The sequence below is a fragment of the Candidatus Bathyarchaeia archaeon genome, assembly GCA_041447175.1.
Taxonomy (GTDB): domain Archaea; phylum Thermoproteota; class Bathyarchaeia; order Bathyarchaeales; family Bathycorpusculaceae; genus JADGNF01.
On record CP166960.1, the window covers coordinates 1,972,490 to 1,994,707 of the forward strand.

24 protein-coding genes and 1 tRNA gene are annotated in these 22,218 nt (G+C 47.5%); 13 read left to right on the forward strand and 12 right to left on the reverse strand.

All coding sequences use genetic code 11. From position 1 onward, the window contains the following. Positions 1-96 precede the first annotated feature (96 nt). The 4 genes from ACBZ72_10320 to ACBZ72_10335 form a co-directional block, all read right to left on the reverse strand. Positions 97-453, reverse strand: coding sequence for a transcription factor S (locus ACBZ72_10320; GenBank protein XES76565.1), 357 nt, complete (start codon positions 451-453; stop codon positions 97-99). Between the two features lie 67 nt (positions 454-520). Beyond that, the gene (locus ACBZ72_10325; GenBank protein ID XES76566.1) at positions 521-1,111 is read right to left on the reverse strand and encodes a DUF99 family protein; all 591 of its coding nucleotides are present in this window, start codon (positions 1,109-1,111) and stop codon (positions 521-523) included. Positions 1,112-1,199: 88 nt separating this feature from the next. After that, on the reverse strand, positions 1,200-1,481 hold the full coding sequence (locus ACBZ72_10330) for an RpoL/Rpb11 RNA polymerase subunit family protein (GenBank protein ID XES76567.1): 282 nt from the start codon (positions 1,479-1,481) through the stop codon (positions 1,200-1,202). A 16-nt stretch (positions 1,482-1,497) separates the two neighbouring features. After that, positions 1,498-2,079: an exosome complex RNA-binding protein Csl4 gene (locus ACBZ72_10335; protein ID XES76568.1), complete on the reverse strand. Its 582-nt coding sequence runs from the start codon at positions 2,077-2,079 to the stop codon at positions 1,498-1,500. A gap of 397 nt (positions 2,080-2,476) precedes the next feature. Between ACBZ72_10335 and ACBZ72_10340 the strand changes: the two genes are divergently transcribed. Continuing rightward, a complete protein-coding gene (locus ACBZ72_10340) occupies positions 2,477-2,719 on the forward strand; it encodes a hypothetical protein (protein XES76569.1) in 243 nt (80 codons plus the stop codon). 10 nt (positions 2,720-2,729) lie between these two features. On the opposite strand, the gene ACBZ72_10345 is transcribed toward ACBZ72_10340, so the two are convergent. The 4 genes from ACBZ72_10345 to ACBZ72_10360 form a co-directional block, all read right to left on the reverse strand. Further along, positions 2,730-3,428: an METTL5 family protein gene (locus ACBZ72_10345; GenBank protein ID XES76570.1), complete on the reverse strand. Its 699-nt coding sequence runs from the start codon at positions 3,426-3,428 to the stop codon at positions 2,730-2,732. Further along, on the reverse strand, positions 3,389-4,390 hold the full coding sequence (gene dph2 / locus ACBZ72_10350; GenBank protein XES76571.1) for a diphthamide biosynthesis enzyme Dph2: 1,002 nt from the start codon (positions 4,388-4,390) through the stop codon (positions 3,389-3,391). Before dph2 ends, ACBZ72_10345 begins: the two co-directional genes overlap by 40 nt. A 72-nt stretch (positions 4,391-4,462) precedes the next feature. After that, complete coding sequence (gene ppsA / locus ACBZ72_10355; GenBank protein XES78677.1) at positions 4,463-6,913, reverse strand: phosphoenolpyruvate synthase; 2,451 nt, start codon at positions 6,911-6,913, stop codon at positions 4,463-4,465. Further along, on the reverse strand, positions 6,885-7,427 hold the full coding sequence (locus ACBZ72_10360) for a 50S ribosomal protein L16 (GenBank protein ID XES76572.1): 543 nt from the start codon (positions 7,425-7,427) through the stop codon (positions 6,885-6,887). Before ACBZ72_10360 ends, ppsA begins: the two co-directional genes overlap by 29 nt. 238 nt (positions 7,428-7,665) lie before the next feature. On the opposite strand from ACBZ72_10360, the gene ACBZ72_10365 reads away from it, so the two are divergent. Further along, on the forward strand, positions 7,666-8,151 hold the full coding sequence (locus ACBZ72_10365) for a cytidine/deoxycytidylate deaminase family protein (protein ID XES76573.1): 486 nt from the start codon (positions 7,666-7,668) through the stop codon (positions 8,149-8,151). Positions 8,152-8,268: 117 nt separating this feature from the next. Here ACBZ72_10365 and ACBZ72_10370 read toward each other — a convergent pair whose 3' ends face one another. From ACBZ72_10370 to ACBZ72_10380, 3 genes are all read right to left on the reverse strand, one after another. Then, the gene (locus ACBZ72_10370) at positions 8,269-9,585 is read right to left on the reverse strand and encodes a TRM11 family methyltransferase (protein ID XES76574.1); all 1,317 of its coding nucleotides are present in this window, start codon (positions 9,583-9,585) and stop codon (positions 8,269-8,271) included. Positions 9,586-9,730: 145 nt separating this feature from the next. Beyond that, positions 9,731-10,399 carry a hypothetical protein gene (locus ACBZ72_10375; GenBank protein XES76575.1) on the reverse strand — a complete coding sequence of 223 codons (669 nt, stop codon included), beginning with the start codon at positions 10,397-10,399 and terminating at the stop codon, positions 9,731-9,733. A gap of 644 nt (positions 10,400-11,043) precedes the next feature. Next, complete coding sequence (locus tag ACBZ72_10380; GenBank protein XES76576.1) at positions 11,044-12,390, reverse strand: nitrous oxide reductase family maturation protein NosD; 1,347 nt, start codon at positions 12,388-12,390, stop codon at positions 11,044-11,046. A gap of 190 nt (positions 12,391-12,580) precedes the next feature. Here ACBZ72_10380 and ACBZ72_10385 point away from each other — a divergent pair, with 190 nt between their 5' ends. The 8 genes from ACBZ72_10385 (at position 12,581) to ACBZ72_10420 (ending at position 17,842) form a co-directional block, all read left to right on the forward strand. Continuing rightward, positions 12,581-13,369, forward strand: coding sequence for a hypothetical protein (locus ACBZ72_10385; GenBank protein ID XES76577.1), 789 nt, complete (start codon positions 12,581-12,583; stop codon positions 13,367-13,369). Positions 13,370-13,455: 86 nt separating this feature from the next. Next, positions 13,456-13,959 (forward strand): hypothetical protein, encoded by a 504-nt coding sequence (locus ACBZ72_10390; protein ID XES76578.1) that lies wholly within the window; start codon positions 13,456-13,458, stop codon positions 13,957-13,959. A 39-nt stretch (positions 13,960-13,998) separates the two neighbouring features. Then, positions 13,999-14,538, forward strand: a complete 540-nt coding sequence (locus ACBZ72_10395; protein ID XES76579.1) for a hypothetical protein — start codon at positions 13,999-14,001, stop codon at positions 14,536-14,538. A gap of 22 nt (positions 14,539-14,560) precedes the next feature. Next, entirely contained in the window at positions 14,561-14,815 is a 255-nt protein-coding gene (locus ACBZ72_10400) for a hypothetical protein (GenBank protein XES76580.1), read from the forward strand. Between the two features lie 210 nt (positions 14,816-15,025). After that, positions 15,026-15,322, forward strand: a complete 297-nt coding sequence (locus ACBZ72_10405) for a hypothetical protein (protein ID XES76581.1) — start codon at positions 15,026-15,028, stop codon at positions 15,320-15,322. Between the two features lie 286 nt (positions 15,323-15,608). Then, the gene (locus ACBZ72_10410) at positions 15,609-15,905 is read left to right on the forward strand and encodes a hypothetical protein (GenBank protein ID XES76582.1); all 297 of its coding nucleotides are present in this window, start codon (positions 15,609-15,611) and stop codon (positions 15,903-15,905) included. 228 nt (positions 15,906-16,133) lie between these two features. Continuing rightward, positions 16,134-17,723 (forward strand): TrkH family potassium uptake protein, encoded by a 1,590-nt coding sequence (locus ACBZ72_10415; protein ID XES76583.1) that lies wholly within the window; start codon positions 16,134-16,136, stop codon positions 17,721-17,723. Positions 17,724-17,763: 40 nt separating this feature from the next. Next, positions 17,764-17,842, forward strand: a tRNA-Gly gene (locus ACBZ72_10420). A gap of 14 nt (positions 17,843-17,856) precedes the next feature. On the opposite strand, the gene ACBZ72_10425 is transcribed toward ACBZ72_10420, so the two are convergent. After that, positions 17,857-19,743: a FecR domain-containing protein gene (locus ACBZ72_10425; protein XES76584.1), complete on the reverse strand. Its 1,887-nt coding sequence runs from the start codon at positions 19,741-19,743 to the stop codon at positions 17,857-17,859. A 463-nt stretch (positions 19,744-20,206) separates the two neighbouring features. On the opposite strand from ACBZ72_10425, the gene ACBZ72_10430 reads away from it, so the two are divergent. The 3 genes from ACBZ72_10430 to ACBZ72_10440 all read left to right on the forward strand — a co-directional run bounded on the left by ACBZ72_10430 (position 20,207) and on the right by ACBZ72_10440 (position 22,211). Then, positions 20,207-20,818, forward strand: a complete 612-nt coding sequence (locus ACBZ72_10430) for a nitroreductase family protein (GenBank protein XES76585.1) — start codon at positions 20,207-20,209, stop codon at positions 20,816-20,818. A 272-nt stretch (positions 20,819-21,090) separates the two neighbouring features. Further along, positions 21,091-21,498 (forward strand): hypothetical protein, encoded by a 408-nt coding sequence (locus ACBZ72_10435; protein ID XES76586.1) that lies wholly within the window; start codon positions 21,091-21,093, stop codon positions 21,496-21,498. A gap of 383 nt (positions 21,499-21,881) precedes the next feature. Further along, positions 21,882-22,211: a hypothetical protein gene (locus tag ACBZ72_10440; GenBank protein ID XES76587.1), complete on the forward strand. Its 330-nt coding sequence runs from the start codon at positions 21,882-21,884 to the stop codon at positions 22,209-22,211. Positions 22,212-22,218 lie beyond the last annotated feature (7 nt).

Here is a 22,218-nt window from a genome sequence, read left to right on the forward strand (position 1 = left end):
CGTTATGCAGTGATATGTTGATTTAGCTCTTAACCCTTACGCTAAAAAATCGTGTTCATCAAACTCAAAAAGGAAGAATAAAGGAAACAGAGTTTGCTAGCTGTATTCCCTGAAAGTGTAGTTGCATTTAGTGCAACGCAAGAATTGAGTTGATGATTCATCGGAGCCTCTTGTCTGCACCTGCCAAACATAGGCAGTGTTGTTTCCACATTTAGGACATTCAACCCTAACGGTAGGCAAGGTCCGCAGTTTCTGCTCTTCCTTTCCTATAACAGCGACTAGCTGCTGGGGGCTATGTTGTATGACTTTACCTACAACCTTAGGCGGCTCAGCTTTTTGCGCTGTTTCTTTTTTGTATCCATCTTTGGGGCAGACAAGAACGATGGTTGCCTCTTTGCCGTTCTTTGATTTCTTTGGTTCTAGGCGAGAACCACACTTAGGACAAAACTCCATAGTTCAAATCTCCGGTTTCCGCTGTTTCCTTTACGCGGTTCCTTTTTAACTTTTGCTAATTACAACCTTAAGTACTATTTAGGCTTATTCCAGACGCAACCAAATGCGCCACCCTCAAGGGCTCAGGGGTTTTGCTTCGGGTGCAAGTTAACCGCAACACCTCCACGGCCTTTGCCATATCCAAACCTGCCACTTCCACGTAGACTTGGTGTGTCCTTCGGGTGGTTACAGGGAAAATTTCGCCTGCCTTTAAAACCGCCGCCCACCGCTCTTGGCTGTTTGGCAAATTCTGCAGGGCAGCGTGGACTTGGGTTAGGTTAGGTTTTCTTGTGGTCACTGCAATGACAGGCAGGTCAATTTTGGCGTTGAGAGTTTGAATGTCAACCACGTTAAAGCCGCCTAAGGTTATGCCGTTAAGCATCACCACACGAAGCTGCTTGTAGTGAGGCGAAGCAGTCACCATACTGGCGATGTTGGAGGTGGCGTCTAACCCGTCAACCGTTATGCGCGTGCTCATCACACCTTCAAGCCAGAAACCTCCGCGGAAAACCACCCCCACCACAGGAACCATGCTTTTTGAGTGGGGAACAAATCTGCCATCATCTATTCCCAAAACGCGGATTTCAGGTTTAACAACGCGCAAGCGTTTCTGAGCCAAAATGGTTCCCCAACCGTTTATGGATAAGAAACCATTATAAGGTTAACGAAAAACAACGCGCCCACAAAAAGAAGGCGCAATATGGGGTTTAGGGTTTTATGATTTCTTCTAAAGCTGTAGCGAAAGCCTGATTTGACGCGCGGGCTTGCGCGGCAGCTTCCAGCAGAACCTCTTTTGGCGAAACGCCCTCAACAGTACGCAGGTAAATCACGGGGTTAGACGCCAAGGGGTGAGGCACATCGTAGCCTGCTTGGTCAATTTTTTTATTTTCCAAAAGTTTTTTCTGAAGCAAGTTGCAGACGCCGTGCCCAGCGCCTTCAATTTCGATTTTAAGCTCGTTGTCAGTTTGATTAAGGATGCGGATTTTCATGCTTGTCGGGTTTCTCCTACAATTTTTCTTTTCCGTAGTCCTCAGCGGTTTTGCGTCTCTCCACATTGCCACATTTTGTACATTGCAGCTCATGCTTCGCCTTATCCAAGGGGCTACCGCAGAGCGAACAGAAACCGTAAAGAACACCTAGTCTTCTGTCTGCAGTGGTAAGGTGAAACACTTGGTTTTTTTCGCTTATAACTTTGGCGCGGATGATATCTCCTGTTTTGCAGACGTCATTCATGGAGTCTATGTAGCGGTCGGAGACGTCGCTTATGTGGAGAATTCCGCTGAAAACGCCTGACATCTTTTTCTTCTTGCCGACTTGGAGGATGCGGACAAGAACGTTGTCAGATTGGGCGTTGCCCACTTGACCCACAACGGTTATGCCTACTTTGGGAACCACGGCACCCTCGTTTAGGGGGTAAACGGATACGCGGCGGTTTAACATGTCCATGAGGGTGCGTCCGATGATTTTGGAGTAGATGACTCCGTCTCTAACGTATGTTCCTGAGTCGGGGATGAATTCTTCGATGACGCCGAGGCGTTCCCCGGGCAGAACCAAGTTGCCGTTTCTTTCTTCAGATTTTTGGGTCATTTCGTTTTCCCGTTGGTTGAGCATAAGCAAGTTTGGGGTTTAACCAAACAAGTACATTCCATAAATTCCAGCCTGTGCAATAAACCTTTTGATTAACCCGTAGACAATAAGAACATAATGGGCAGGTCAGGTGCTGCTTTGCAGGCGAAACAAAAAAGCTTGTCTATCTGGCTACTTGTTCGGTTTGCTGTGAAGGCACAGTCACATACCCTAATAAAACCTGCCTTCTCCCTTTTTTGAAGGTGGAAAACAAACGTTAGGCGACCAAATCGGCGAGTTCCGCGGCAAAAACACCGGCTACCGAGTCCTGCCCGACGGAAAAATTGAAAGCTCCAGCCAAGGCACAGGCAAACTGCTGGGCATAGACGCCTTCATCCTATCCACAGCGGTGGGGGTCATGCGGAAGGGGCTTTTTGTGGGCGAAGTTTACAGCGTCATCACCACCATGGACGGCGACGCCGTCACCCTGAAAGGCAACGCAGTAGGTTGGCCGACAGGAAGCGGCGGCAGCACCCGAAGCGCCACCACCCAAACCACCAGCGCACAAAAACTAATGAAGCTCAACAAAATTCTCGGGTTGCATGAGTATGAGACAGACCGCGAAGACAACTGGGTCGGCAAAATCTGGGAATGGAAATAGCCAAAAACGGCTATAGCTTCTTTATCACGTATAAGTCGATGATGATTTCTTGTTTTGTCTTCGTGTGGAAATCAAACATATGCGGAATAGTCAGCGGTAAAGCGTAAACTGCTTCCACAAAGCCGCCACACTCCTCCACAAATCGCTGCATGAACTGGGAAGCCTTCACCCTGAGCGGTTGCCCCCCATTAGCCTTCAGTGCAGCAAGTAGTCGTTTGTCGAAAACGGGGTGATTATGCAGCGAATAAACCGTGCCCGCCAGTTCGAGGGCTTTTTGGATAAAGCGGCGGTCGGCGTTGCGTTTCTGTACGCCAAAGGGCGGATTCTGCACCACCGTGTCAAACTTGCCTGTGACGGCGTCGATGTCGCCTGCCACCCAGCTGGTCTGGTCTTTGAAGCCCAGGGACACCGATTTATCGTGTGCCATTTTAACAGCGGATTTGTCGATGTCCACACCCACCACGGACGCTGCACCCAGAAAAGCCGCTGCCAACCCAAGCCTACCTGTGCCGCACCCTAAGTCCAGCACGTGTTTGTCGACAATGTCGCCGTAGGTGTATGCGGCTAAGTGGAGCATTGTTGATGCCGCGGATTCGGAGGTGGTGTATTGTTCAAGGTCTGCCCGCGGCGAAGAATGCGGCGGAATTTGGCTTAGGAACCGTTGGAGGTCTAGTTTTCGAATAAGCCGCCTTTGAGCAGGTTCTCCCAAGAAGACTCCCCTGAAACCACCTTAAACTCCTGCACCGTCAACACGGGCTTATTGAAGCGGGAAGCGTCATCCAGCGAGATTCGGGGACAAGCCGTATTCACGTACGCATCCACCGTTGGGAACTCAACCAACACGTTGGGCTGAATTTCGCGAACCGCAAACAGACACGCCGATTTACCCATACTCTTGAGGGCTTGCTTCACTCTGAGGGCTTCCTCTATGTGCTGCTGTCCAGGTTTGAGGCTAATGAGGACGCCGAAGGTTTTGGCGTTTTGGGCTTCTTGGATGCAGACGTAGCGCTGTTTTTGGATTTTCTGCACTTCCGCTTCCACAGAGTGCGCTGTGCCGCTGTAGGGGTCAGCAATAAAGGTAGGTTTAGACGTACCCAACGCGACGCCCAGAGCGTGGAATTTTCCGCCGCCTATAAACAGGAAAGCATCCACGTCCGCCGCTACAGATTTAACGTTACTAAAGTCACAGCCCACAACCTGCCCAGCATAGGGTAGTCGTCGTGCGTCGCCGACTTCGATGGTTTTGCCTGCGCGCACCAAAATCTCCCTTACCACATCCAATGCTTGCACGTGCTGCACCGTCGTTGCCAACCCAATTCTTGTGTACGGCGCCAGCAGAGGAAGTGCAGCGGCAACCGCGTCGTCAACTGTCTGGGTGGCTCTTGCCTCTATGTAGAGGGTGGGGACTTTTTCGTGTTTGAGCATTTTTGCGTGCCCAAAATGTACAAGCAAATCAGCGTTAAGGCTTTCCGCTTCAGAGGTGGCTAAGTCACAGGCGCCATAGCAGGGGTCCGCAGACACAATTGGCAGGGCACCAGCTTTCTCAACAAGTTTGGCGATGCGGGGAGCGTCAGGTTTGAGCCCTTCAGGCAACTGGATAAGGACGCGTTTGGCGTTTAGGCGGGTGATTTCTTGTTTTAGGCGTTCTTCTTCAAAATCAAAACCCTTCATGCATGAACCTCAATTGATTAACAAAGAGGATATGGAATAAAAGAAAGAAAAGGTTTGCCGAAAAGTCGGCGGCTACTGTTCCCATTCCCAGTCAGGAGTGGGTTTCTTGAGGGGTTTACCCGCGGCTAATGCGGCTTGTTCGGCGAGGCGTTCCAGAACGATTTTTTGTTCGACGGCTGCGACGTTCTGTTTTGTGGCGACTACGGCGTCGTTGTTGACGGATATGCTGTCGATGCCTGCGCGGACAAGGAACTCTGCAAAGTCAGGCAAGTTGCTGGGGCCTTCGCCGCAGATGCTGACGGTGCAGCCGTTTTCGTGTGCCACGCGGATTAGCCTTGCGATGATGCGTTTGACTGCGGGGTCGCGTTCGTCGAAGTAGCCCATTTGTCCGAGGCGCTCGCTGTCGCGGTCAATCATGAGTATACCTTGGGTCATGTCGTTGCTGCCGATGCTAAAGCCGTCAACGAGTTTGCTGAATTCGTCTGCCATGATGGCGATTGAGGGGGTTTCGGCCATGAACCAAATCTTAAAGTCACGTCCGCGTTCAAGTCCTTCTTCTTTCATGATTTCCAGAACCCGGCGAGCCTCCCAGAGGGTGCGAATCATGGGGAGCATGACGTAAACGTTTTTGAGTCCCCACTCGGTGCGGCACTTCTGGATTGCTTTGCATTCCAGCCTGAAGGCGTCGATGTACCATTTGCTGATGTAGCGGCTGCAGCCTCTCCAGCCTAACATGGGGTTTTCTTCGACGATTTCGTATTTTTCGCCGCCTTTGAGGTCGCGGTACTCGTTGGTCTTGAAGTCGCTGAACCGAACCACTACTGGTCGGGGCTGGATGGCGCGTGCTACTGTGGCGACGCCTTCGGCGAATTTGTCAACCAGCTTTTGGCTTTGCCCAGACTCCATAAGGTACAAGGGGTGTTCGCCAATGTAGTCGGCGAAGATGAATTCGGTGCGCATCAAGCCGATGCCTTGGAAGGGCAAATCCTTGTATTGCTCAATCATGTCGGGTATGGCGAGGTTCATGTAAATCTTTGTTGCCGTAACAGGAGCTGCAGCCTGCACAATGGTTGTCCCGCTTGCTTCGATAGGTTTCTCTACGGCTTGGGCTAAGACTCCTTCGTAGATGACGCCGTTTCGGGAATCCACGGTGTACTGCTGCCCGGTCTTCATGACTTGCGTGGCTGTTTCGGTGCCGACAACGCAGGGGATGCTGAGTTCGCGGCTGACGATTGCTGCGTGGCTGGTGACGCCGCCTTTGTCGGTGACGATGGCGCTGGCGATTTTCATGAAGGGCACAAAGTCAGGGTTAGTCATGTCGGTAACGAGGATGTCGCCTTTCTTCATTTCACTGTTGGCTTCATCAGGGTTAAGCACAACTTTTGCGACACCTACACCGTAACCGCGTTTGCCAGCGGAAATGCCTTTGGCGATGACTTTCAGCTGTTCTTCGGGTTTCACCGTTTCGGCTGGTGCGGCTGCTTCTTCGGCAGTTTTTGAGCTCCAAACGGTTTCCGGTCGGGCTTGAACGATGAACATGTTCTGAGGGAAAGGAAGGTCTTGGTCAATTGCCCACTCAATATCCATGGCTTTGCCATAGTGTCGTTCGATACGTTTAGCGAGGTCAGCAAGTTTTAGAACTTCTTCGTCGCTGACACAGGGCACTTTCTGCTTGTCTTCAGGAACATCCTCATGGATGGTGCTGCCTGTCTTGGGGTCACGGATGTACATGACGGTTTTTTTGGCGGTTCGGCGCTCTTTTATCGCAACGGTCTTCTTGTCAACGAGAAAGTTGTCAGGGTTAACTGCACCTGAAACTACGGTTTCGCCTAAGCCAAAGTTGCCTTCAATCATAATTTCGTCGGGTGTGCCGTTTGTGGGGTTAATTGTAAACATGACGCCTGCGGCGCGGGAGTTCACCATTTTCTGCACGCCCACACTGATGAAAACCTTCTCGTGTGCAAAGCCTTTTTCGTTGCGGTAGAAAATTGCGCGTGGAGTAAACAGGCTGCTCCAGCATTTGACCACTTTATCCAGCAGATCCTTAGGACCGCGGATGTTCAGAAAAGTTTCCTGCTGCCCCGCAAAAGATGCATCAGGCAAATCTTCAGCCGTTGCGCTTGACCTCACTGCGACGAAGGTTTCTTTCAGGTTAAGCTTGGTGTTGAGTTCTTTGTATGCTGCGGTTATGGCTTTGGAGATTTCTTTGGGGACAGGGGTTTGCTCGATGAGTTCACGGATTTTCTTTGAAGCATCATCGTACTGTTTGGGGTTGTTTTTGTCGGTGATAACTTCGTTGATAACTTTGTAGATTTTTTCAGCAAGATTGGTTTCTTGGAGGAAATGTTCGTAAGAAAAAGCAGTCACGGCAAAGCCCGGGGGAACGGGCAAGCCCGCGTTAATCATTTCGCCCAAGCTGGCGTTTTTGCCGCCAACAGAGGGAATATCAGTCACTCGGAGAGTTTCAAACCAACTTACAAGCTCTTTTTTCGGGTCACTCACTCGCGTCCACCTTGGTTGCATCATCTTTAGACTCGACTTCAGGCTTAATTTTTTCAACAATAATCCTGCAGGTGAGAGGCAACTTTGCCGTTCCCCGTTTTAGGGATTCTTTAGCGGCTTCAAGCCCAGCCGCTTTAACCTTAACAGTCATTATTGTTTGTCCAGGTTCAATTCGAGCAGCCGTGCCCACGGTGCGCCCAAATGACCTGCGCATTCCCTGCTGAAGTCGGTCAGCATGAGCCCCAAAGATCATCTTGTTTTCTCTGAGGATAACATGTGGATAAGGCAAAACAGTCATAAGGTAATCGTTAATCAGCTTCTCCATTAAGACACGGTTTGTCGCTACGCGGGCAGCTTCCAGTGCCATGTGACGGATTTGTTTCCGCTGAATTGACACCAGCCGCGCTTCGTAATCCCATGTTCCTTTGATGTCGCCCATGGTAAACTTGACGATTTTAGGCGGAGGAAAACCCTTCACGTATTCCTTCCGGGTATAAGCCTGCCCTTTGACAGGTCCGTAGTTGCGAGCCTTCATTAGATAATCCCTTTTTACGGATACTTTCAAGCGGTATTTAAACGATTTGTAACCTCACTCAGGGATAAAACAGGAATTTAACAAATTCCCATACAACAAGCGTGTTTAGTTGAAAAGGTTCTGCGGCTCAAAAAACACAAAACCGTTTTCCAAAAACTTGCAAAACGGCTAAACTGTTTCTTCTTTAGATTTATTAGTTTGTTTCTTAAACTACAATTAAAACAACGGGGCAAGAAAAGTGACAACCACTCCAAGACCAGACTGGGACAGGTACTTTTTAGACCTCTGCGAAGCGGTTTCCAAACGCGCCACCTGCGACCGCGGCAAAGCAGGCTGCGTCATCGTCAAAGACAAACGCATCATGACCACAGGCTACGTGGGCGCCCCCGCTGGACTGCCACACTGCGACGAAGCTGGACATGACATGCGCAAAGTCTTTAACAGCAATGGCGAAGTCACCCAGCACTGCGTCCGCACGCTACACGCGGAACAAAACGCCATAATCCAAGCGGCGCGTTTTGGCATACCGCTGGAGGGCGCCACGCTTTACTGTAAAATGACGCCGTGTCGAACCTGTGCCATGATGATAATCAACGCAGGAATCAAACGGGTTGTCTGCGAGAAACGCTACCACGCCGACGCCGAAACCATCGAGATGTTTAGGCAAGCAGGCATAGAACTGGTCATAGCTAACAACGAATTTGAAAAATACGAAGGCCAATAAACGGCCGCCCTACCTGCAACGACGCAGGTTCTCCACGTTTCAGGTAGACCCCCCCTCTATAGGTTCTGCATCGATTTTTTAATAACATCCAAATGGACGGCAAATAGGCGGAGGGTGCTATTTGGGTTTGTGGAAGACGCTGATTTCCCGCCCGATTTTGTGCCGCTCATCCACATCCACAAACGAAGCCAACTCACGCAGCGGAAAATCTGCCGCCTCCCCAACAAATGCAACATCGGCGAAGGGCGTGACGGGTTCAAAGCCTACTTCCTCGGCTAACTTGCCGATGCCCATGGAGACGAATTTGCCGCCCCGCGTCCGGATATACGGCGTAACCAAAGCCAAGTAGCCGCCCCTCCGCAAAACCCCATACGCCGAAGAAAGAAAATCCTCAAACAGCGGAGTCTGGCTGCGTATGATTTTCTCCGCATACGCTTCCGTGGGAACCTCCCGCAGGGCTGGTCCCAAGTCGGGTTCGGTGGCAATGCAGTCCACTTCGTCGCCGACTTTACGCCGCAGGTCCCTTGCGTCGCCCTGCACCACCGCATAATCCACATCTCTCAACTCGTACTCCTGCGTGACCCATTGGAGGTTCCGTTTGGAGGCATCCACACACCAACGATTAATATCCACCCCTATGACGCGGGCTTTGGCAAGCAACGCCTCCAGCAAAATGTTCCCCACCCCACAGAATGGGTCCAAGAAAACTTTGCTAGGCGTGCACTGGGTGAGGTTGAGGAGAAGTTTGGCAACCCGCGGCGAAATACCAAAGATTTTGCGTTGCACGGGTTTGTCTAAGTCGCGTTTTTGGAATTCAAACGGGTTATGCACGGCGATTGTGGTGCCTATTGCGGTTTGTTGGGTGCCGATGCAGAGCAGGATTTCGGCGTGGTTTTCCAGCAGCCCCTGCTTGATGACTTCGACGGGGGTGAGTTGGGGGTTGGAGCGGTCGTGGGGGAACCCCATGAAGCGGGCTTTCTTGTCCTGCTCTTTGAGCTCGTCTTTGAGGGCGCTACCTACGAAGCGTTGCGCGAGGCGTCCAGCGGGTTTGAAGAAGGGGTCGGCCCAGTAGACGCTTACGCCGAAAACCGCTTTGCCCGAGGAAGCGCGGGGCATCTGGTCTGCTAGAGCGTCGAAGGGGAAGTCGAATTTGAGTTGTTTTTTGACCTGTTTGTTCTCTTCGAGGAAGGCGTCGGTTATGCGTTTGGTGGGAACAAACCCCGCGATCTTGGCGATTTTTAGGGTGCCGCCCAAATCGTCAATGACTGAGGCGCCTATGGGGGTTTGGGTTTTGAGGGTGAAGAAGCTGCGGCTAAACTCCAAAACCTCAAACCCGCAGCCACGCGCGTTGAGGTATGTGGTGAGTTCGGCAAGAGAAAGCTTCCAATTCTTACCCGAAATAAAGCAGTAAACATTCTCTTGTGGGGAGGACATGGTTTTCAAGGTTAAAAGTTGAGTCGAAGCATTTGACTGTAACGGTTTCCAAACAAAAACTTACCACAAAAGGAGCCCGCATAAAACTAGAATCAGGATACCTAAAAAATAGTTTTTTCGTTCCGCAGATAGCCCTTCTGGATAGTTAAGTAGCATCATTAAACGTCTTTGTAACTAGCTTGCTGGGAATGCTTTTTCTTGTACCAAGTATAGCAAGACCTATTGCCACTGCCAAAACCATGATGGTTGTAACCGTGAATTCGGGGACGGATGGCGATGGGCTTGAGGAAGGCAGTTGGGATACGTCAAAGTGTATCGTTATTGAGGTTCCCATGTTTCCCGCGGTGTCGTTGGCGTACACTATGAGGTCATGTGGTCCGTCAGTTAGCCCCGCCAGAGTTGTGTTTCCAGCTATAGTGACGTTTGTTTTTCCATCTAAACAGTAGCCTATCCAAGAAGGTGGCTCATCTATTATGAAGTTTAAAGGCAGTTCATTTCGGATGTAAGTTTTATTTTCAAGAGACAGATTTGAAATAACCGGGGGAGCGCAATCAGTTATAGTGAAGTAAACGCTACTAGTGTCTAATCCGATAAACTCTTGATAACCATTAGTGTACTCGTATTTTGCGTAAACTGTAAGAGCATGTGTGCCTTCAGATAATTTTGGTAAAGCCACCCACCCAGCAATTGTGTCTGGAACAAACGGCGGTTCACCTTGAACTGTCTCAGTAGTGCCATTTGCATAAGTTATGTTTACTAATTTAACTTCGGGAATTTCTGCGACGGGAATTGTGACATTATCTTTTCCGTCCACGCAATAAACCATTGTTATATTTAGGGTGCTTGGATCAAATACGGTCAGGGCAGTGATGTTTAGAGTTAGAAAATTAGAGTTATACGTCGTATTAGAGGGAGATATTATGGTAGTTGGGTAAACAATAGGAAAACTCTTTTCATCTACAGTATTCTGAGCTTTAACAGTTTGACCGCCCATCAATAACGAACCAACCAATAACGAGGCAAGGAACCAAAAAACAAAATTAAAGACCGCGTTTAGAGAGAATATCTTGCTCACACAGGCACACCTCAAATATCAGTGACCATAAGTGTATTTGGCTATTTCCGAGGAACAAACTGTTCCTCCAAAGGAACAGCCAACTACTGTCCAATTTCCTTATCAGGAAAATATCGGGAAAGTTATTCTGTTTTTTGGAAGGCTCATCTCTACCTCTATTTCTCCGATATACGCAGTCCCTTAAGATTTATTATAAAAAAGGGATTTTCCTTAAGGGTACCTAAGTTGAGGATGAAACAAACCGGTACTTGATAGTTCATCTGCAGTCGCTACAGGTGTTGTTTGGTCAACAAATTGAGCATAACTCAATGAATAACAGAAAAAAGGGCATCTTCCCTTTGAAAAAGCCTCTGTACCAGTCAGACAAAACCCCAGAAACCGTTTCAACGTTTTTTTAGCAAGAAAACTGCGACAGCAACCACCCCGCCCGTAACTGCCGCACCCGTTACGATTATGTATTCTATGGGCAAGGACGGCGCTGGTTTAGTGTTTGAGGTTTGTGTGGGTTGCCCTGTGGCGGAAGGTGACGGCGGGACAGTCGAAGTCGAAGTGGGTGAAGAGGTTGGGAGGACCACGGTAAAATGCTTTATGCCTGAGGTGCCCATGTTGCCCTCGGTGTTGTTAGCGTACAGGATTAAGCTGTGGTCGCCTTCTGCCATGTCAGAAAGAGACGTGTTTCCCAAGAGAGTCACGTTGGTTTGGTGGTCCAAACTGTAGCCAACCCACGAAACTGTCTCGGGCACGTTAAAGGTTAAGGGAATGTTTGGGGTTTTGTAGGTGGAATTTGCTAGTTCAAAAACTTCTACCTCAGGGGAACCAAAAGGGCACATAAGCGGAAAATGGTCTGCGTTATTTTCGTGCAGCCCATAAGGAACATCACCTATTCCGTCTTTGTCTGCGTCCGTGCCGTTGTAGCTGTTCCAGTAGTTGCCTTCCACACCGTTATCCCACGAGTTTACAAACGGTGTGTCTTGAAAGTAGACGGGATTAGAGTTGTTTACAAAATTGTTGAGGTAAAGTCTGTTGCTGGAGGTGTTGTAGGGGTATATTGCGTGAGTTATCAGGCTTACGGCGGTAAATTTACCAATTATGTTGTTGCATTGGATACTGTTTTTTGGCGAATTCATAAGCATAATACCGGGATAGTCACTAATGGAATCAAACCCGTAGCTGGTTATGTTGTTTCCAAAAAGTTCATTTTCGCTTGATAATTCAAGCTGTATCCCCATACTATTGGTGTCTATCTGATTTTCGGTAACAATATTGCCGTGGCTTTTTCCCAGAAGGATGCCTGCAGTGCCGATGTTTTCTGCCGTGATTTCCGAAACGGTGCAGTTTGAAGAATTGTCAAGGTATACCCCGGCAAATGTAAAATAAGATAAGCGGGTGTTCTTTACGGTCACGTTGGTTACGTCAGATAGAAAGATTCCGCTGCCAACAAAGTGTCTGCCGTCTATCGTATGGTTCTGTCCATCAATCACAATGTTGCTGCAGTGCACCTCAAGAACATACTGTTGAATGATATCACTGTTTAGATAGTAGGTGTTACCTGTTTGGTTGATTAAATTTGTTACAGGCGCGATGCTTCCATCAGGGTTGATTTGGATTGCTGGCAAACTCTCGGCAGGGGGAAGATAAAAGTTCGCGTTAGCCCCTTCAAAAAAGGGGCATGCAAATAGTAAAATCACTGCTGAGGTCACGATTGCCACTATAACTGTTCGGTTACCCATAGCAATCGAGTAACTTCAAGGTTAACTCGCCTAAAAAGCCTGTTTGTAAAGATTTCTTATGTCAAGAAAAATGCAGCGTCGCCTTTTCAATTGCCACCAAGGACAGCGGGTGTTCTTTTGTGAGAACCATGTTGTTCCAAAGGGAGAGCTAAGTACGCTTACACCTTTAGACTTTACAGGAAGTATCCAAATGCACACTAGATCGGTGCGGAGCGTTCTAGTCGTTTTGGCGTTTGCAGCTTTAGCATTGACTAACGTGCAGGTTATGAACGTTGTTTATGGAAGGTATGTGGTCGATTCGATAGAGGTATCAATCCAGAAGCCCGAGGATGCACACGTTGAAGCCAACACTAACATTACATTAATTGTTAGGGCAAGTTTCCGTTACGGCACAACATCAACTTTGGACGAATTCTCTTTTGAGAACATAACCTGCCGCTACAGCTTGGACAAGGGCGAATGGAAAAACATCACATCAAAAAATGTAACCTCAAACACAGCGACCCCCGACATTAACTTTTGGAATGGCTACATGCATACGTTAAACGCCACATACAAAACGGTTCTGGAAGGACTCCCCGAAGGCGCGCATTTCATAAATGTAACATTGACAGCCAAAAACAAAAGGGGCGACGTAAACGATTCAGACACACTAAGGTTAAGCGTAACTGACATGCCGTCCAACTCCTCAAATCAAACCGTAACCCCTGCACTCTCCAACCCACAACTTGCACAAACAGTCTCCTCTAAACCGCAAACTCAACCACCTCAACCAGAAGCCCCAGAATTCAAATATGCTATACTTAGTTTCGCAATAGCCATGGTAGCAATCACCGTGGGTGCCCTTTCAGCAAAAACAAAAAGCCATGAACGAAGGATAAAACAGCAGGCTTGTACCGCCCAATTTCTGCCAAACAGTGCCAAATCTTGCCTATCTACACCGTTTCCCGCCGCGAAAAAAGACTGGTTCAGCTTCTGAATCAAAAACAACCGAAAACGGGCGTTGCATTAAGGTTATGACAGTTTTGCGCATGGTAGATGCTCTTTGTGCGGGGTGAATCAAAGATGCATCGGGGTTTTCTGGATGGAAAACAAGAAATACACCTTGCATGTAACAGCATTGGAACGGGGAAACTAATCTTGGATGAAGTGTTGGAGCTACTGGAAAGGATCGCCAAACGCAACCAGAAACTCTTTGAAGAAACTAAAGAAACCGCTCAAAAGCAAACAGCCGCTTACGAGCTGATTATGAAGAAAAAAGAGGCAACCGACGAGCAGAAACTCAGAGCGTTCATGGGCCGGATGATTGCCTACGACCGTTTAGACAGGCTCTCGTCCCAGCTTACCTTGTTGTATTCGCTGCAGATTTTTGCTTTCAAAGTCAAAGTGCTCGAAGTTTCCGTGGACAAAATCAAAGAACAACTGGAAAAGTCGGGTGTTTTGGCGAAAGGCAACGAAATCGGTGAAATCCGTAAACACATTGACGCTCTCAAAATCCTTGTCGAGGCTCAGTATGAGTCGCTTAAGGAGATTAAAGAGAAAGGCAAAGACATACCCTACATCTTCTAACCACTCTTTATTGCTCTCTTTTGAGAGGCGAGTCGGTTCTTGCCCCAAGCAATCATCAACGCAGAAATCAACCAAACCTACAACAAACTCAAAGCTCTGCTAATCCAGAGCCAGCATAACCTAACGGCACAAGACCCGCCCACTACAATAACAACAGTTCAAGGCAGCATCTGGGGCACTCAACCAAAAACCGCAAAAAAACAGACCACCTTCAAGCTCCAAGAACAACAGGGCAAAACACAAATCACAAGCACCACAAGGCCAACCCAAGACTACAAAACCGTCACCATAATCGGATGCATTTTTTCGGCTGGACTAATGCTGCTCTGCTTGTGGATTGGGTGGGACCTGCAAAACTACGCGGCGTCGGGCGCGAGCGTTTGGTCATGGCTTGCGTGGAGCAACGGAACGGGGCGGTTTGAACCCAACGCCGCTGCCCTACTCGTGAGGGTAACGTGGGTTCTGGCAGCGTTTCTTACATGCACGCTTATCGTCGAAGGCCTTATCGTGGGTAACATCCATGCCAAAATTGATGCAGCAGCGGAAGAGACTCTTAAGGCGATGCACCAGAACGCTTAGTTGGTAAGTCGATGAACGGTGCATGGAAAGTTACTCAGGAAGGGTTTGCGAAAAAGCGTTACTGCCCTTCCTGGAAAAGGAGTTTACATTTAGGGCACTGCCGCAAACTTACGCGTATTTTCTTTTTGGCTACTTCGATTACGGGTTTGTCAAGTTCTATGGTTTCGCTATTGCATCTTGGGCAAAGGGTTCGCAAAGGTTTTTCCCCCATATATTGAAGAAGATACAGGGTAGGAGTTTTAAGACTATTGGAACGCCACGTGACAAAAAACCTTGAAAAAACCCACAGAAACCTCTCCGCGGTTCATCATATTTTGCAAGTTTGTGTCTAAAACTGGACATGTGGAAACTAAGAAAAACTGAATAAAACGCAAATCACTCCAAGCAGCCTCCCCAAATGACCCAAAAGATAGCTTTCTTCAATATACCAGCATGTTATGAACTCTTTAATGCCCACCCAGAGATATTGTGGTAAGGTGTGGATTAAATGAGCACAGAAAATGAGAAAACACAGGAAATATCATTTGGAACGCCCAGATACATCAGGTGCCCTGACTGCGGCGAACAAATCATGATGGCGCCAGTGCTCTCGCAGATGATTGAAATAATAGAGAACCACCTATCCACCCATAAAGTTCCCCAATGCCAAACCTTAAAGCCCGAACTAAACCTCCAGTCGCCAAAACCTTACTTCGAAGAAAACCTCGCTGGGAAAGTTTTGGAGCGGGCTGCAGAAATAAGTGATGTGTTGGGTAAAAATCAAAACTGGATAAGCAAACAATAACAGCTTAGGGCGTTTTGCCCTTGTTTACTTTTGCGGACGCCTTCTTTTGAGAAAAGAACCAAACTTTGCGAGCCAAGATGGCAACGTTTGGCTTGCGGTTAAAGCACAGATATCCACAGCACCAACCATTTAGCAATCAATCACCCACATCAAAACCCAACAAACAAACTATTGTTTGCAAATTAAGATAAAGTATGAACAAATCACAAGCACGTTTATATCAGGTGCCCCATAGAATAAATACACTAAACCACCACAAGCAAACAAAAACAGGGAAGGTGGAGAAATGCAGAAAATCCGAGAAGAATTTGTATTGGACCTCACTATAGCAGAAGGAAGTGGCGACTTCAAATGCCCAAAATGCAAGGTCACCATCTCACCAGATGACCACACTGAAAACGTTTACACAATCAGGGAAGCCAAAACCAAAAGGGACACTTTAGTGGAACTGCTCATCCAATGCAACAAATGCATGAGCATAATCCACCTAACAGGCTTCAACATAGCCAACCCAACAAGCAAACAGGCTACAAAGAAAAAACAGACCCCAAAAAACGCGTACCCGATGCAAATTCCTTGCTAACACCATTCCTTACACCCGCATAACTTCAGCGCGAACCAGGAGGGCGTAGGGAAACATGTGTAAAAGGCTGAAACAAAGCCAAATGCACATTTGTCTAAATAAAACAGACTTTTGTTTAAACTCTTCAGATTCAATTTTGAATTTTCAGCAACACGTAAAGTTGAAAAACTATATACAAGAAAAGCATAAAAAGACGCAAGGCAATATGAATCTCTAATTGAGGGCAAAATGAGGGCATTATTAGCTAACATGGGGTTTGTCCTGCAGATCTCTGGGATTTTTATTCTTATTCCCATAGTGGTTTCATTTATCTACAACGAAACCCAAGCCACAATTGCACTTTTCTTAACCGCAACCGCATTTTTAGCCCTCGGATTCGCATTAAACACTCTCTGCGAAAAAAAAGAACTCAGCTACAAACAATCCTGCACCCTTGTCGTGCTGGTTTTTGTTATCCTAAGCCTAATTGGCTCCATCCCTTACTTCTACGTAGACACCAACGTTAACATCCTACAAAGAATAACTGACAGCATCTTTGAATCCACATCAGGATTCACAACCACTGGTTTCTCAGTAATACCCGACGTATCCCTGCTCCCCAAATCAATCATCCTATACCGCGGCTTGACCCAGTTCATCGGAGGAGTGGGCATCGTGCTGGTTCTGATCGCATTCTTTTATCCTGAAACCAAACTGCACGAGTTCGCCAGAAGTATGGGATTAACCAAAAACGGCAAAGTCAAAAAAGCCATCACACTAATTATCACGGTCTACTGCGGTCTTACAATTGCATTGATTAGCGCAGGGTTAATTTTTGGCTATCACGACATCATAAACTTGGCGTCCATCGTTTTTGCTGCCTTAGGCACAGGCGGTTTCTCGCCTGTTCCAGACATAACCCCAATCGCTACTCAACCCCCAATGAACGCCATCATCTTGGTCAGCATTGTCCTTGGCGCCACAAACTTTTTGGCTTTGGCAGGATTGTTTAAGGGCAAAATTAAAGCGTTTTTCAACTCTGAAATCTCTGTCTTCCTCGCCCTTGCAGCCGTCTCAATCGTAGGAGTTGTTGTCTTCTTTGACTTCTCAGTTTTTGACGCAACATTTCACGTCTTAAGTGCCATGTCGTGCACAGGATTTGCGGTTCTTTCTGTCCCTGCTTTTCCTGATTCGCTTAAGCTGTTTTTTGTGTTCTTGATGCTAGTAGGTGGCGCCAGTTTTTCCACAGCGGGCGGCATTAAGATTTTCAGGTTTGTTTTACTGCTGAAAGCAACCAAAAAAGCCATTGTAGACACCGTCACAGAAAATGATGAACAGAAGATAAAGCTGTTTGGCAGATCATACACGAACATTGAAGTTATGCACGCCGCAATGCTTGTGCTTTTGGCAATTGCCATAATTTTTGTTTCATCACTAGTCGTTTGCCACTACGGGTACAGACCTATCGACGCAATTTTTGAAACCACATCAGCCCTTGCAACCGCAGGCTTAAGCGCAGGCATTGTTTCATTCTCATTGGCTACAGAACTAAAATGGCTCTTCATCTTCCTCATGCTGCTAGGCAGGGTTGAAATTATGGCGTTTCTAATCATGTTCTTCAGAGAGAAAAACGGAAACGTAAACGGAAAAGACACTGTCCAATGCAAACGGAGCAGACACCGAAAGAAAAATGGCACAACAAAAAGTAAACCTAAAGAAGAGCCAGCACCTGAACCGCCACCAACACCTCAAGCGCCTGAAGACAATGAAGAAGCAGAAGACCAAACTGCAGAGTTGGAGCTGCAAGCATTATCTGACGCTGACGCTCAATTACCTTAGATAAACTTAAATTTTGCTTAGCTTATGAAACATAGGCAATGCGGCCGTCGTCTAGTCTGGTTTAGGACTTTAGCCTTCCAAGCTAATGATCCCGGGTTCAAATCCCGGCGACCGCACCAAAACATCTTTGCAGCTACTTCTTTTTTGCCTTAAACATCCAAAAGGTTATCCCCAGCACTGCTCCGACCACAACAACTACAGCAACGGTCAGCATTAATGGGAACCCACCTTCCTCTGCTACGCCATTTAAGCCAGCGGCGGTTGCAGTGACGCTTTGACCAGTCGTCACATCAATAAAGTCTCCAGTTGTTTTTGAGACAAATCTGACAACGCCTTCCTGAACACTAAGCGTAGTTTCACCCGCCCCATGGGTGACTGTGAACGTGGTTCCTTTGACGATGGCGGATGCCTCAGAGGTTTCAACTTCAACGGTGGCGCCTTCAGGCAGATTTTTCACATCCGCCGTGACTTCGCCCTGTACGAGCTCTAGTGTCTGGCTGCTCTCGGACGACGATTGAATTTCTATCAGGGAGTTTGGTGCAAGTTGAAGCTTTGTTGTTCCACTGAGCGTTAAGTCTCCACTGGACTCGGAGGTTTTAATTTTTGTTCCTGCAGAAAAAGAAGCACCATCAGTTGCAGAAACCCATCCGTTCTGTCCAGGAGCCTGCACTTCTATTTGCCCAGCAACCTCTTCAACTGAAGCGGAGGGGGACCCTTCTGGAGGTGTTTCTGTGGGTTCTGTTTTGACGAGAAAAACATCAACGTGACTTCCGTCCCATGCGTTCTCGGTTGTGCCGGCGATTACGTATGCACCGTCGTTGGTTCTGGTCAGGGAGTAGGCGAAATCTTCGCTTTTAGTGTTTGATGTGGCATTAATTTTTGCGTTATATGTTTTTGTCCATTGGATGTTTCCTGATGAATCCGTCCGAACTATAGCTAAGTCCCTGCTTATTGGGCCAGTGGTTCCTGCTTCCGTGATGGTTCCGCCTATTGCGAAGCCCCCGTCGGCAAGTTGCACCACGGAACAAGGCGTGTCAACGTATTTGTCGCCATAAGTTTGCCGCCACTGGAAATCCCCAGCGGAATCCACCTTCGTTAAATAGAAATCGTTGTCGTCAGAAGACTTCTCTTCGGAACCTACGAAAGCATAGCCCTCATCATTGGTTTGTACCACTTGTATGTCTTCCAAAAAATGCAGCCCTCCAGCCAGATACTGCTCGGCGTATTTTTTGTTCCATTCTTCTGCGCCAGAAGAGTCGGTTTTGACTAGCCAAAAATCAGGGGAATTATACCCCATTGACTGACCAGCTATGACGTAGCCGCCGTCGCGGGTTTGAATCAGTGAATAGGCTTCGTCATCTCGGTTGTATGTGTCCCCTGAAGGGTTCGGTGTTGTGCCACTGTCAAAGGTTTTGGTCCATTGAACGTTGCCTGTGGTGTCCACTTTTAAGAGGCAAAAATCGCTGCTTCCGCCACTGTTTTGGCTTGATGCACTACCAGCGAACAGGTAGCCGCCGTCCTTTGTCTGAATCATCGAGTTTGCAAGATTAAAGTAATCGTTGGCGTTTTGACTGGTGTAAGTTTTATTCCATTGTATTATTCCTGAAATGTCCGTCTTGATTAGCCACCACTCGGAGCCTGCGGTGTTTCCCCCAATTGCGTATCCTCCATCACGGGTTTGGACTAAACTGTAGCGGCCACCTGAAGCAAGGGGAGTTGTTGTTCCGTAAATCTGCTTCCACTGCATGTTGCCGGAAGAGTCCGTTTTGATTAGCCAAAGCTGGTATTGCTCTGTCAGGTGCCAAGAGGGGGATTCTTCAACTTGTTTAGTGTCGGCGAAAACTGCCAGAGCATATCCGCCGTCGCTGGTCTGTATGACCGCGTATGGAAACAGGGCATCGTAGCCGTCGCCTTCGTATGTTTGGGTCCAACCTAGCGACGCATAACTGGTATGGATAAGGAATATTGGAATGATTAGAAAACAAAGAACGAAAATAACTACAAGACGGTTCCTTCTCACAACTCTCTTCTCCGTTGGACAATAGGTGGCTCGGGAAGGATATATAAATGTAAAGAAATTCCGCCTCGGAGCTGCGTTGTCTCGGACATCAGGCGTTGTAAGGATACTCATGGAATATGCGGTCACTTTTCTACGTTTGCTTTTAACGCAAATAAAAAAGAAGCCAGAAACACACTGGACATTGGTGGAGGATTGCTTACGGGTCGGGGTGTGGGATTTTTCTTCTTGCAGGAAAACCTTTGGCGTTTGTCGGGTCTAGAATGTTTGGGTGGGCACAGGTTTGACGGTAACGTCCATAAGTTCAGGCAGAAAAGACAAAAACAAACTGCGTCACGTAGCTTCTGATACTTCAGAAAAAACAGCTCAAGCTATTTTATGTCAAATACTAAATAAAAATATTTTGAACAATACGTTCAGGAACACTTTTAGGTCGTTTTTACATCATAGTCTGACGTGGTAGAATATGGATTCAGTAATCGAAGCAATAAACAGCAGAAAATCCACAAGGTCCTTTGAAGCAAAACCCGTTTCAAAAGACATACTCAACACCATAATCGAAGCAGGAAACCATGCACCATTCACATCCATGACCCGCGCCCAGCCATGGCGTTTTGTCGTTGCCCAAGAACCCGAGTTCAAGCAGAAACTCTTTCAGACCGCGTTTCCAATTTGGAAACAATCCATCGACGCCATGAAGGACGCCAGCCCCGAACTCTACAAGATGGCAATGACCCTTCACGATGCATTGGATGACCCCAAAGACGTAGTTTACTACTCCGCACCGGTCATCCTCTTTGTCATAGGTCCCCAAGATAACGCCGTAAGCTGTGCACTAGCTTGCGAAAACGTAATGATTGCCGCCCAAGCCTTGGGGCTGGGAAGCTGCTACGTAGGCTTTGGTTCAATGGTGAAAGGCAACACAGACGTCGTTGCTGCCCTTGAATTAAAAGAAAACGAACAAATTTACGGGCCAATCTTGCTGGGCTACCCAAAAGAAAACCTTAGCGAAGCCATTCGTAACGCGCTTGAAAGCATCGGACCACAAAAAAAGTCCCCTGTAACCAAATGGATATAGCAACGGACAAAATTCCTTCTTTTTCTGTTATTGTTCAGGGTTGAATTGATGCAGGCGCAGCATTTGAGTAAATGGTTGAGGCTCATCGGACGTTGAAGAGGGCGCAAAGGGAAACGTAATTGTAGCTGTAGAGCATCAATAAGCAACCGCCAGCTTGTGGCAAGGTTTTTATTAAACCAAAAAGCGCCCGGAAGTTTAACTGCAACATTAAGTTTGTGATTTTTGGACAAAACAGAAATATTCCACGCTTAGTAATTTTGAAGTGAAGAAAAATGAAATGTGGAGATTGTGGTCAAGAAATTCTGCAGGCAGACCCCGCAATGTGTCCTTACTGCCGCAGCAAGAACCTGATTTCGGACGAAGACGAAACAAAAGCCAGAAAGGAAATTGACCGTTTAGCCAAAGCGGGAAACTATGAAGAGGCAGCGTTGAAATACGAGAAAATGGAGTTGTGGGACAAAGCTAAAGAATGCAGGATAATGGCGAAAAAGAAGCAGCAGAAGGGCGCAGCGAAAAATGAGGCGGGCAAAGTTGTGGCAGTCACTTTGAGTTGTCCACATTGCAGTGCGGAGCAGCCGTTTGCGGGGAAAGCGCAGGAAGAAATGTGTAGCCGTTGCGGAACAACCTATCGCGTGCCGAAGAATGCTGTTGCGTTAATGCAGCCCACCGAAAACAGCTGACGAGACCAACAGGACAGAAAAACGGTTATACAGCGTTAACGCACGAAAATGCCGTAAATCAAGCAACTTTTTTACTCTTGTTTGTTAAGTTTTAGCTTTTTACGTCAAAATAACCCGAGGCAGCAAAGCGGCCACTTCGAAGTTCGAAGAGCAAGCCAGGAGAATTGTTATAATAAAAAACACCCATAGATTCAGCCATGGCAAAACCTAACACACCAATAAACATTGAAGACGACCAAAAAACAGACCGCGTCATAGTGGAGCGTCTTGCCAAACTAATCGAAGATTTGCCAGACTTAGAAAACTAGCTTCTCAGCTTACAGGTACCTTCGGCAACTATTTAATTAAAGCCACTTCTCATAGTCGTAGGTGTGGTGTTTTAATTGGCTGAACCCAAAAAATCAAAAAACCACGACGAATGCGTAAGAACCATCGTCGAAGAATTGAAAAAAGACAAATGGAACGTCAAGGCTAACCTGCCTGATTTTGAGGAGCCAGCACAAATCGGCAACTACACACCCGACCTGGAAGCAAAAAAAGACGGCTGCAGCAAACGCATCTGCGAAATCGCCACGGAGGACATGTTTGAAGGCGACAAACAAAGGTATTTAGAAGTGAAGAACTACTGCGAAGAATACGACTTCCACATGTACGTTGTGGATAAAGAGGGAAAACGCAGAGAAATTGACCCCGAAACCTTTGGCAAAAAATAACAACCCG